This window comes from Megasphaera sp. DISK 18 (assembly GCF_001682955.1).
GTDB classification, from domain to species: Bacteria; Bacillota; Negativicutes; order Veillonellales; family Megasphaeraceae; genus Megasphaera; species Megasphaera massiliensis.
On the sequence record NZ_LUGJ01000048.1, the window covers coordinates 1 to 12,375 of the forward strand.

The following is a 12,375-nucleotide window of genomic DNA, read 5'->3' on the forward strand; positions in this document are numbered from 1 at the left end:
ACATTTATTATAGAACCTTTATTCTATTTGTGGGAATATTTTGGAATGAGAGCTTACTTATCTTCTAAAAAACTTTGACTTGGTCTTCAAAGATATTGACCGTTATGGAAAAGTTGTGGTGGACTTCGCAGAGAAAAACGTAAACCAATTTTCGAAGGTAAATAATATCATCGTTTGACTTCGAATAAAAAGGATGTTTCGTGGCTAATGTTATGGGACATCCTTTTTTCATGAGAAGAATATTATTAGGTGAAACCGTAATTCTTACCGTTTGCATACTTAGTGTATAAGATTATCGCAGCAGGTCGTTTTTTTTATTTTACTTACCCTATATTTGGAATTCTAAATGATAGAGCTTTTGACGTAATCAACAGACTTAAAGATTATGAATAAAAATGGAGATGGTATTTTGCGAAAAGTTGGCAACGAATCCGATATTTGTTCAAAAATTTTATCAATTCAAAAAAAGACAATTAATATTTATGATATAATGTAAATAGTTAATGACATAAATTGTTTCATTCAATGATGGAAAGTGAAGCGGTGTATGAAAAAATGAATAAGGTTTAAAATAAGAAATTTGATTTTATAGGATGAAGGAGAATTAATAGATGAGTGACATAAACACGGCTGATATAGGGTTTGAAAAAGAGCTGTGGGATGCTGCGTGTGTCCTGCGGGGAAATATGGATGCTTCCGAATATAAGAATGTTATTTTGGGCCTTATCTTTCTCAAATATATTTCTGATAGTTTTGAAAAAAAGTATAAAGCCCTTCTTGAAGAAGGCGAAGGGTTTGAAGATGATAGAGATGAATATGTATCAGAGAATATTTTTTATGTCCCTAAAGGAGCTAGATGGGAAGACATTTCAGAAGCTGCACATACACCGGAAATAGGAAAAGTCATTGATGAGGCAATGACGGCTATAGAAAAAGAAAATAGCTCCTTGAAAGATATCTTACCAAAGAATTTTGCCCGTCCGGAACTTGATAAAAGACGATTGGGCGAAGTCGTGGATATTTTTACAAACAAGATAAAATTGGATGGTTCTGATGAAAAAGATGTTCTCGGACGAACTTATGAATATTGCTTGAGGAATTTTGCAGAACAAGAAGGTAAGAATGCCGGACAATTCTATACCCCGTCTTGTGTGGTCCGTACTATTGTAGAAATATTGCAGCCTTATAAAGGCCGAGTATACGATCCCTGTTGCGGTGCCGGAGGTATGTTTGTACAGTCTGCAAAGTTTATCGAAGCCCATCAAGGGAAAATCAACGATATTTCTGTATTTGGACAGGAAAGTAATCCGACTACCTGGAAAATGGCAAAAATGAATTTGGCTATTCGTGGGATTGATACAAATTTAGGGAATATTCCAGAGGATACATTTCTCAATGATCAACACCCTACCATGAAAGCGGATTTTATTATGGCAAATCCTCCGTTCAATCTCAGTGCATGGGGAGCAGATCAGTTAAAGGAAGATCAACGCTGGCAGTATGGTATGCCACCCGCGAGTAATGCTAACTTTGCTTGGATGGAACACATGATTTGGCATTTGGCACCGGAAGGAAGAATTGGCATGGTGTTGGCCAATGGTTCTTTGTCATCGACTACGAGTGGTGAAGGTGAAATCCGTAAAAATATCATTAATGCTGATCTTGTTGAATGTATTATTGCCATGCCGGCACAACTTTTTTATACGACACAGATTCCTGTTTGCCTTTGGTTCTTAAATAAGAAGAAAAAACAAAAAGGGAAGACACTTTTTATTGATGCACGTAAGATGGGAACGATGGTTTCAAGAAAACTTCGTGAATTGTCGGATAGTAGGGATCCCGAAAAACTAGGAGATATCCAACGACTGGCTAAGACATATAATGACTTTGTTGCTGGAAACTTGGACGATAAAAAGGGATACTGTGCAACCGTTACAACGGAAGATATCGCAAAACAAGACTATATTTTGACACCCGGTCGTTATGTCGGTATTGAAGAACAAGAAGATGACGGAGAACCCTTTGATGATAAAATGAAGCGGTTGACGTCTGAACTGGCGGAAATGTTTAAAAAATCTCATGAGCTGGAAGAAGAAATCAAAAAACAATTGGGGGCTATTGGATACCGTATCTAAAGGCAAGGGAATGAAATATTGGATATTGTTGATTTTGATTAATGGGAAATTTTTAAAGGTATACGAAAAGTAAATGTAGACATAGCTATTCTTCAACACTGATGTAATGGATGAAAAAGATTATAAAGTAGTGTATAAAATATTATAAGGTAGGAATTTAGAATTATGAAACAGGTATTGCTAAACGATGTGGGGGAAGTCACTAAACTTGCTGGATTTGAATTTACAAAATATATGGAATATATACCTGATGGCGAAATAATTGCAATTCGAGCATTAAATCTGAAGGATGGATGTCTTCAGCTCGATGATGTAAAAAAAATTTCTAGGCATGTCGCTGATGTACTCCCGAGAAGTCAACTTCATGTCAATGATATTGTCTTGTCCTATACGGGGACATTAGGAGAATGTGCTCAAATTAGAGAAGAAGGTAAGTATCACCTCGCTCCGAATGTTGCCAAGATCACACCTCGAAAAAATATAGATCCAGATTATTTATTTCAGATTATAAGGAGTAAAGAGTTCAAAAATGAGGTAATGAATTATTCTCATGGAAGTACACAGCGCACAATTCCTATGAAAATAATCCGGGGATTGCCTATTAAAATCTTGCCACTTGATCAACAGCATAAAGTGGCTTCTATTTTGAAAAATCTTGATGAAAAAATTGAAATCAATAAATATATAAACAAGAATTTAGAGGAGCAGCTAAATGCTTTTTATAACAAGACATTCATAATTGATGCTGATCCCACATGGAAAAAAGGTATGTTGTCCGAACTTATTGAAGTTTGTTATGGGAAAAACCACAACAAACTTGCTGCTGGCAATGTTCCCGTATATGGTTCTGGTGGCATAATGAGGTATGTCGATAAATGCCTATATGACCAAGAATCGGTATTGATTCCTAGAAAAGGAACTTTAAACAATATCATATATATAAATGAGCCCTTCTGGTCAGTAGACACGATGTTCTATACTAAGATGCGCCATTCGAACACGGCAAAATTCATTTTCCATTTTTTAAGAACTAAAGATATGGAAGCAATGAATACTGGTTCTGCCGTTCCAAGTATGACTACAAAGATCCTCAACGCTATTCAGCTTGCAATTCCCGATGAGAAAACTCTCAAAGCATTTGAAAATCAAGTTCAGCCTTACTATAGACTAATTGCTGAAAATAATAAGGAATCTAAAGTATTATCATCAATGCGTGACTCTTTGTTGCCAAAGCTGATATCTGGCAATATTAATATCTCGCATATCACTATCTAAACTACACATAAATTCTTGTTTATAACTCCTACCAACGGCAGGAGCATCATAACTGGCGGAACTGCCGTTGATGTCGTTCTCTGGAACTTTTATAAAAGGAGAGAATGACATTATGAGAAATATGATTAAGAATGATGTAATGCAACAAATGCTGCCAATCTTAGATAATGGGCAGATGAAGGTTTTACAGAAAACACTGGAGTCTGTACTTGCCCATTATATCAATGGATATCCGGACGAAACTCCGGTGAGTAGCCAGGTGATGTTGCAGCGATTTATAGATGCAAAGCGGATTGAAGGTTGTTCAACAAAAACCTTGATTTACTATCAAAATACGATAGGTCGTATGATAAATGAAATTGGAAAAGAAGTAATACACATGATGACGGAAGATTTGCGGGAGTATTTGACAAATTATCAAAAGCAAAATCAACTCAGTCGCACTACGATCGATAATGTACGCCGGATTTTATCGAGCTTTTTTTCTTGGTTGGAAGATGAGGAATATTTGATCAAGAGCCCTATTCGGCGTATCCATAAGATTAAGACGGTAAGTAGCATTAAGGAAACATACAGCGATGAAGAGTTGGAGAAAATGCGAGATAGCTGTCAAGAGAAAAGAGATTTAGCATTACTTGATTTATTGGCTTCGACTGGGATGCGTGTTGGTGAATTAGTATTGCTCAATCGGGGAGATATCGATTTTAACGAAAGAGAATGTAAGGTTCTCGGTAAGGGAAATAAGGAACGCATCGTGTATTTTGATGCCCGGACAAAAATACATTTAAAAGCTTACCTTGAAGATCGGCTTGATGACAATGAAGCCCTTTTTGTGTCCTTAAAGGCTCCCTTCCATCGCTTAACCATCGGTGGCGTAGAGTCAAGAGTTAGAGTGATTGGTAAAATATTACATATTGAAAAAGTTCATCCCCATAAATTCCGGCGGACTTTAGCGACGAAGGCAATTGATAAAGGCATGCCTATTGAGCAATTACAGCAACTACTTGGGCATAAACGAATTGATACAACGCTTCAGTATGCAATGGTGAAACAGAGTAATGTGAAATTAGCACATAAAAAATATATTGGATAGGAAGTGGGACGATGAGTCATTGGATAACTTGCACAATAGACGATTTGGGAAAGGTGGTAGGTGGAGCAACTCCTTCTACCAAAAACAATGAGTACTATGAGAATGGGACAATACCTTGGATCACCCCTAAAGATTTAGCTGGAAGGTCCGGAAGGTATATCTCATATGGTGAGCGAAATATAACGCAACTTGGATTTCATAGTTGTTCCACGCAACTGATTCCAAAAAATTCTATCCTTTTTTCGTCAAGAGCACCAATTGGATATGTTGCAATAGCTGAAAATGAACTATGCACGAATCAAGGTTTCAAAAGTGTTGTACCTAATAATAGTGTAGACTATATGTTTCTTTATTATTTATTAGTAGCTAATCGAAAAAAATTTGAAGGTATGGGGTCAGGTACTACTTTTAAGGAAATCTCTGGGAAAATCATGCGCAATATACAAGTGCAAATTCCTAAATCAAAAGAAGAACAAAGAAAGATATCATCTATACTGTCAATCCTAGATGATAAAATAGAAGAAAATGAAAAGATAAACAAGAATTTATGCACCGTTTAGATATCAACGCTAGAAATATCAATCTCACCAGACATGATTTCTTTCAATAAAGAATTACGAATCGCTACAAGCTTACCACTTTCTTTTCTCAAATTACGAATCATAGAAAAGAAAGGTTGTATTATAGCGTTCATATTTTTTAATTCCTCTGTGGGGGGAATTACCACAGGGACTTTGTTTAGGTTTGTTTGGCTAATTTTTGATTGAACAGCGCCTGTAACCACGGAAGTCATATTAGTAAGGCTAAATAGTAAATATACAAGTTCAGTAGAGAATCCATTTTTTCCTGTAATTATATGAGTATGGTTATTTGCCCAAAATTTTCCTTCTACGTATTGTAAAACAGGAAAACCTTTGTCATCTACAACACTCCCATCTTCACCAAGAAGAAGGTAAATACCATCAAAAAGATATCCCTCTACATAGTCCACTATAGAAGCGGCTCCATAATAAGGATAAATTTTATTCTGCATTGCACGCTCTCGATTTGATAGAGGAATTCTTTTTGAATCATGAAAATCGATAATTTCTGAAACAGTACTAACGTTCCAACTCTTAGGAAGAGCACCATTAAACGGGTAGAAATCAATAAAACGACTACGATATAGAGACTGAGCTTGAATAAATAAATTCTTGTTTATCTATATATTATGACTGATTAATTTTAAATTATGAGAAATGGGGGGATGTACTATGGAATCTTCTTATACAGAGTCAAGTTATGAAAATTCTATTATAGAATTGTTTGAAACTATGGGATATACATATTGTTATGGGCCTGATTTTTCGCGTGATTTTACTGATCCGATTATGGAAGATCAACTCAAATTTTCGTTAGAAATTATCAACCCTAAATTGCCGTCGCAGGCAATTGATGAGGCCATCTATAAGATAAAAACTTATGAAGCGGGAGCTTTAGTTACTAAAAACGAAGTTTTCATGGACTACCTCCAAAATGGTGTATCCGTTTCTTATCAGGATAATGGGAAAACAAAATCAACATTAGTGAAGTTAGTAGACTATGACAATATTTCTAACAACAGTTTTATTGTGGCGAATCAATGGACTTTTAAAGAATATGAAACCAAAAGGGTTGATGTTGTCATTTTTTTGAACGGTCTTCCTGTTGTCGTAATGGAATTGAAATCGCCAAAGGATGAAGAAGTCACCATAGAAGATGCCTATCTCCAGATTCAAAATTACATGCAGTCAATAGAAAGTGTATTTATCTTCAATGCATTCTGCATCATTAGTGATCAATCTCAAACCCGGGCCGGTTCAATTACTGCGAGTCTTGATCGCTTTATGGAATGGAAAACGATTGATGGAAACTATGAAAATACGAAATTAGCTGATTTCACAACGCTGTTTCGAGGTATGTTTGAGAAAAAAAGATTTTTGGATATTATTCATAATTTTATCTGCTTTTCAAAAGAAAGCGGTGGAGCGGCTAAAATCTTAGCAGCTTATCATCAATACTTTGCTGTACATAAAGCTGTTGAATCTACAATGCGAGCTAGTGGTAAAACTGGCGATGGGAGAGGTGGCGTATTTTGGCATACTCAAGGAAGCGGTAAATCTCTTTCGATGGTTTTTTATGCCCAGTTGATCCAACAAATGATAAATAGTCCTACTATTGTTGTTATAACTGACCGTAATGATCTGGATGATCAACTTTTTGCGCAGTTTAGTAAATGTAAGGACTTCTTGCGTCAAACCCCTGTTCATGCGGATAAGAGAAAATTATCTGAAAACGATAAAAGGACTTTCCCCAATTTGATTGGCTTGATGGATTGGCTGAATGGCAGAGTAGCAAATGGTATTATATTTACTACGATGCAAAAATTTGAAGAAACAGATGAGCCTCTTTCTTTAAGAAAGAATATTATAGTCATGACCGATGAAGCACATAGAAGTCAGTATGGATTTGAAGAAAAAATAAATCCTAAGACGGGGAAGATTTCTATAGGTAATGCACGAAAAGTTCGCGATGCACTTCCTGAGGCTACGTATATCGGTTTTACTGGAACTCCGATTGCACTGGAAGATAGAAACACGATTGAAGTTTTTGGCGATTATATTGATGTTTATGACATGACGCAGGCAGTGGAAGATGGGGCAACGGTTCCTATTTATTATGAGAGCCGCGTTATTAAATTAAATCTCGACCAAAAGGTACTTGATCAAATTGATGCAAAGTATGCGGAAATAGCTGATGAAGCAGAACCGGGGGCCATCAAAAAAAGTAAGCAAAATCTGAGCAGGTTAGAAAGCATTCTTGATAGAGATGAGGTTATCACATCTCTTTGTACGGATATTATTGACCACTATGAAACTTATAGGCAACATGAACAATCAGGGAAGGCAATGGTGGTAGGTTACTCAAGGTCTATTGCCATGTCCATTTATTATAAGATGATAGAACTTCGACCAAGTTGGAAAGAAAAGATTGCTGTAGTCATGACGGGAAATAACCAGGATCCGGCTAAATGGAAGCCTATCATTGGTAATAAGGCGCATAAAGAAGAAATGGCAAATAAGTTCAAAGATAACGATAGTGAATTAAAAATTGTCATTGTCGTTGATATGTGGCTAACCGGCTTTGATGTTCCGTCTATGTCGACGATGTATATCTTTAAACCTATGAGAGGTCATAATCTTATGCAGGCAATTGCGCGAGTTAATCGTGTATATAAGGATAAAGCCGGTGGCCTTATTGTTGACTATATTGGCATTGCATCTGCACTTAAGGCTGCGATGAATCAATATACAGATCGAGATAAGAAAAACTACGGTAATATGGATATTTCTGATTCTGCTTATAAAAAATTCCAGGAGAAATTACAGGTTTGCCGTGAACTATTTTATGGATTTGATTATCGTGAATTTTTGACAACGGAAAGCGACTTAAAGCGTGCAGAACTTATTCGTGATGGTGTGGATTTTATGGTCCATCCTGATTGTGAAGACACAAAGAAAAACTTTTTAAAAGAATCTCTGATTATGAAACAAGCTTTTTCTCTGAGTAAAAGTTTGGCTACGGCAGAAGAACGAAGGGAAGAGGTGTATTTTGAAACCGTTCGTTCTTTGCTTACCAAACTAGAAGGCAAGAATCCTTTAAGATTAAATGAAATCAATCGTCAAATTAATGAACTGATGCGGCAGGCTGTTAAAAGCGATGGCATCATTAATTTGTTCACGGATGCAAATAAGGAGTTTAATCTTTTTAATGATGCATATCTGCAGGAAATTTCAAAGATGCCACAAAAAAACTTATCGATTGAAATCCTTAAAAAATTGATTGCGGAGCAAGTCCATTTGTATCGAAGAACTAACCTTGTTAAAGCGCAAAAGTTTTCTGATATGCTGAATCGATCAATGCATTCTTACCTCAATGGCATGCTTACCAATGAGGAAGTTATCGAAGAGCTTATGAAAATGGCTCAAGATATGGCGAGTGCAAATCGTAAAGGAAATGCTCTGGGGTTAACCGATGAGGAGTTGGCTTTTTATGACGCATTAACAAGGCCAGAGGCCGTTAAGGATTTCTATACGAATGACCAATTGGTGGCTATTACAAAAGAACTTACGGAATCCTTACGTAAATCCAGAACTGTGGATTGGAATTTGAAAGAATCTGCAAGGGCTAGTATGCGACGGATGGTTAAGCGGTTGCTTCACAAATATCGTTATCCACCGGAAGGAATGGCTGATGCCATGAAAACAGTCCTTCAACAATGTGAAATGTGGACAGATAATTTAAATGGGTAATGGTGAGTGGAGCTTTTGATTGAATTTATCGAATGAAGAACTTTTTTGTTATACTATAAGAACGGATAATTAAACAAAAGAATTGAGTCGTCGATCAAAAATGTCAAAACCAGTCACCGGAAGGGTTCTTCTTTGAAAATCAGTTTGTGAGTCAGACCTTATGAAATCCACAGGATAGGGCTATTCATGTATATTGGCTTCTTGGAGTGAGAATTTTATTTTTGAAATTAACGAAATGCTCGAAAAGAAGAGGATAAATCTTTAGGCAGCGATTCTGTAATTTCATACTCTAATTATTCATTTAGAAGCAAATCAGTCTAAGCAATGTAATTCAAGGAGTGATTGTTCAATGCGCGGCCTAAAAATATATTTAGCGGATGGTACTTATGAGGGCACCGTTACGATGAGCAGCGATTCATCGAAAATATCCGTAATTAAAGTCAAAAAAGAAAATATAAAGGACTATGAAAATGAATTAAATGGGCCGGGTATTTATTTGCTCCTTGTTGCATCCGAGGCGGTATATGTTGGACAGACGGGATTGGATACGATTCAAAGAAGAATTTTGAATACGCATTCAGGCGACATCGATTCATCGTGGCATACTGTTTTAGGGTGCAAGTTTGCCGATCCGAATATCAGTAGTAATGAGCTGCAATTCATTGAAAATGCCATGTGTGAATATGCACATAAGTACTTTAAAAAGTGCTTGACTACGAGTCCTACAAAAGTGAATTGTACGAGGGCGTTTAGGAAACGACATTATCATCTTAACGGAGGACAGATACATACTTGTGAAAATTATATTCAAGATATCGAATTTTATCTTGATGTATTTCCCAATGGGATTTTTGGCTATACGCACAGTAAATCAGATATAGAAATTCTTCATCTTGCAAGTAGACAGGTCGCGGCAACGGCTTATATTGCGGGGAATCGCTTTGTCGTCTGCAAGGGCTCCAGTTTCAGTGCAGTAGAACGCCCGTCGTGCCCTAATTCTATCTATAACCGTCGAAGAATGCTGATCTCTGAGAACAAAATTAAAAATGGATGCTTCGTCGAGGATGTAGCTTTCGACAGCCCTTCTACGGCTGCTGCCTGCATCGTCGGAGGGAGTGCGAATGGTCGAATTATGTGGTTGTATCCGGATGGTCAGAGCATTAAAGACAGGGAATCTCATGAATCTTGAGGTAGGTACTATACGCGATAGTCTTTTAGTACAAAGAGTAGTTAAGGATGGATAAGGTCGTCAAAAGATTTAGGTTGAACCTATCCTGTAGGTAAGTTGAAATAAAAGATATGATTAAAAGATTCAGACATTGCAGGCTAGTTTCTTTGCAATATCTGAATCTTTATTTACTATGTGATTGACCTTCAAAATAAAAATAGGTTGATTATATAGTGAATTCGGATATATAAAAAGAAGCATAAATAGAGATATCTATTATGATAGACTCACTATAAAATATCCATCCTTGATTGTAGCTTAAGTTCGGTGATGAATGTGATTGTAAAATGTATTTGGCAGACTGTCTTTGCATCTAAATCATGTTATAATATGATATGAAAAATGCAAGTAAAATATAGGTAATGTTATGGAGAGCTACTATGATTCAAATTTTATTATTGTCACCTTCTGATAATTTAACGGACAGGGCTCAGAAGGTTATATCAGAACGAGGTTTGAATTTTACCATTGATGCTAAAACCATTTTAGTAGAAAATGTCGATGATGCTGTGGAGAAAGCGGTTAAGAATGGCGTAAAAATCATTATAAGCCGAGGTGGTATGGCATATATTATTCGTGAGAGATTCAATATACCTTTTGTTGAGATTAAGCAAAGTACTAGTAGCTATGTTGAGGTTTTAGAAAAATTAAAAAACACGCAAGGACCTGTCGCTTTTTTCTCTGTACAAGATATATCAGATAAGGTTAAGGCGTTTTGTACATTGGCTGATATCGATGCGCGTTACTATCGGTTTAGTGGTGATGAATCCGCTAAGCCAGCTGTTATAGAGGCAATGAAAGATGGTTGTGCCATCGGAGTGGGTGGCGTTATTAGTGGGAAATATGCGGAATTGCTTGGCCTAAATTATATAGTTCTTGAAAATAGTTATGAAGATATAGAAATTGCCTTGTCTTCGGCAACAGAACTTCTCCATTCTATCTTGGATAATGAAAGCCGTCATAAACAATTGCAATTACAAATTTCTCGTTATGAAGCGATTTTCAATTATACTCATGATGGAATTATCGCCATAGATAAAGACGGTAAGGTTGTCGTTGTTAATAAACAGGCAGAAGAGATCTTACCATTACAAAATAGCCCTTATGAGGGGAAGTATATTGAAGACGTATTGAAAGAAACTAAATTATTACCCGTGCTTCGCAATGGACAGCCGGAATTGGACGAATTGATGAAAATTGGCAATACGATTATTTGTACGAATCGAGTGCCGATTATGATAGATAATCAGATTGAAGGGGTTGTCGCTACTTTTCGGGATATTGAATCCATTCAAGTCAGTGAATTGAAGATTCGAACTAATTTGCGTAAAAAGGGGCAGACCTCTAGATATCGATTTGCGGATATGATTGGTATTTCTAAGATTTTTCAACAAACAGTGCATATTGCACAAGGATATGCTAAGACCAATTCTAATGTGTTATTGACTGGTGATATAGGTACAGGCAAGGAAATGTTTGCCCACTGTATTCATCATGCAAGCAGCCGACGAAAAGAGCCATTTATAACGGTCAATTGTACGAATTACACCACTCCTCAGTTACGGATGGAATTATTAGGATATGATAAAACATCGCCTGTAGCGGACGAGGAAATTTCCAAACCAGGGGTTTTTGAATTAGCACATGGTGGAACAGTTTTTTTAGATAAGATTGGTGATGCATCGATAGAATTGCAGAATATACTGGTTGGCATTATCAAATCTAAGGAAGTTCGAAGAATTGGGGGCGATCGCGTCATACCTGTCGACGTCCGGATTATTGCATCAATTAAAGAAGATCCCGTTCAAGCTGTACAAGAAGGTACAATGTCTGCCGAACTGATGTACGCCTTAGCGGTGCTGACCTTGTATATTCCATCATTACAAGAACGAGAAAATGATTATATCTTACTATGTGAAGAGTTTTTCCACAGTTCATTGGGGATTGAGTATAGGGTGTATCAAGAGCGAATTCGGGAAATTATAGGTATTTTAAAGGGCTTTGAATGGCCTGGAAATATCAGACAGTTGATGAATATTGTAGAACGGTGCTGTGTATTGTTAAAAAGCGATATGACTGTGGAAGATATTGTTGCGACATTTTCTCCTCGTGTTTTGGATAAAAGGAGTCTATCGGAAACTGTCATGTTTGATAAGTGGAGCAAAACTAATATCATCAAGGCGTTGACTATTAACCGATTTAATATAACTAAAGCGGCGCAGCTGCTAGGGTGCAGCCGGAGCACATTATATAAAAAAATGGAGCAATTCAATATAAAAATAGAAAACATACGTCAATAATAAAGAAGCTATC

At 36.6% G+C, this 12,375-nt stretch carries 8 protein-coding genes; 7 read left to right on the forward strand and 1 reads right to left on the reverse strand.

Annotation, left to right across the window (positions count from 1 at the left end):
• Positions 1–611: 611 nt before the first annotated feature.
• From A0U42_RS09830 to A0U42_RS09845, 4 genes are all read left to right on the forward strand, one after another.
• Positions 612–2,135, forward strand: a complete 1,524-nt coding sequence (locus A0U42_RS09830; RefSeq protein WP_065360823.1) for a class I SAM-dependent DNA methyltransferase — start codon at positions 612–614, stop codon at positions 2,133–2,135.
• 165 nt (positions 2,136–2,300) lie between these two features.
• A complete protein-coding gene (locus A0U42_RS09835; protein ID WP_065360824.1) occupies positions 2,301–3,410 on the forward strand; it encodes a restriction endonuclease subunit S in 1,110 nt (369 codons plus the stop codon).
• Positions 3,411–3,522: 112 nt separating this feature from the next.
• The gene (gene xerA / locus A0U42_RS09840) at positions 3,523–4,503 is read left to right on the forward strand and encodes a site-specific tyrosine recombinase/integron integrase (RefSeq protein ID WP_065360825.1); all 981 of its coding nucleotides are present in this window, start codon (positions 3,523–3,525) and stop codon (positions 4,501–4,503) included.
• Between the two features lie 11 nt (positions 4,504–4,514).
• Positions 4,515–5,063: a restriction endonuclease subunit S gene (locus tag A0U42_RS09845; protein WP_065360826.1), complete on the forward strand. Its 549-nt coding sequence runs from the start codon at positions 4,515–4,517 to the stop codon at positions 5,061–5,063.
• On the opposite strand, the gene A0U42_RS09850 is transcribed toward A0U42_RS09845, so the two are convergent.
• Entirely contained in the window at positions 5,060–5,704 is a 645-nt protein-coding gene (locus tag A0U42_RS09850) for a restriction endonuclease subunit S (protein WP_083122524.1), read from the reverse strand. The two genes, A0U42_RS09845 and A0U42_RS09850, sit on opposite strands and share 4 nt — an antisense overlap.
• Positions 5,705–5,756: 52 nt before the next feature.
• Here A0U42_RS09850 and A0U42_RS09855 point away from each other — a divergent pair, with 52 nt between their 5' ends.
• The 3 genes from A0U42_RS09855 to A0U42_RS09865 all read left to right on the forward strand — a co-directional run bounded on the left by A0U42_RS09855 (position 5,757) and on the right by A0U42_RS09865 (position 12,362).
• Entirely contained in the window at positions 5,757–8,834 is a 3,078-nt protein-coding gene (locus A0U42_RS09855; RefSeq protein ID WP_065360828.1) for a type I restriction endonuclease subunit R, read from the forward strand.
• A gap of 349 nt (positions 8,835–9,183) precedes the next feature.
• On the forward strand, positions 9,184–10,023 hold the full coding sequence (locus tag A0U42_RS09860) for a DUF4357 domain-containing protein (protein WP_065360829.1): 840 nt from the start codon (positions 9,184–9,186) through the stop codon (positions 10,021–10,023).
• A gap of 419 nt (positions 10,024–10,442) precedes the next feature.
• Positions 10,443–12,362 (forward strand): sigma-54-dependent Fis family transcriptional regulator, encoded by a 1,920-nt coding sequence (locus tag A0U42_RS09865; protein WP_065360830.1) that lies wholly within the window; start codon positions 10,443–10,445, stop codon positions 12,360–12,362.
• The last annotated feature ends 13 nt before the right edge of the window (positions 12,363–12,375 follow it).

Coding starts and splice junctions, on each gene's coding strand:
- A0U42_RS09830 (WP_065360823.1), top strand. CDS start 612: ATGAGTGACATAAACACGGCTGATATAGGGTTTGAAAAAGAGCTGTGG.
- A0U42_RS09835 (WP_065360824.1), top strand. CDS start 2,301: ATGAAACAGGTATTGCTAAACGATGTGGGGGAAGTCACTAAACTTGCT.
- xerA (WP_065360825.1), top strand. CDS start 3,523: ATGAGAAATATGATTAAGAATGATGTAATGCAACAAATGCTGCCAATC.
- A0U42_RS09845 (WP_065360826.1), top strand. CDS start 4,515: ATGAGTCATTGGATAACTTGCACAATAGACGATTTGGGAAAGGTGGTA.
- A0U42_RS09855 (WP_065360828.1), top strand. CDS start 5,757: ATGGAATCTTCTTATACAGAGTCAAGTTATGAAAATTCTATTATAGAA.
- A0U42_RS09860 (WP_065360829.1), top strand. CDS start 9,184: ATGCGCGGCCTAAAAATATATTTAGCGGATGGTACTTATGAGGGCACC.
- A0U42_RS09865 (WP_065360830.1), top strand. CDS start 10,443: ATGATTCAAATTTTATTATTGTCACCTTCTGATAATTTAACGGACAGG.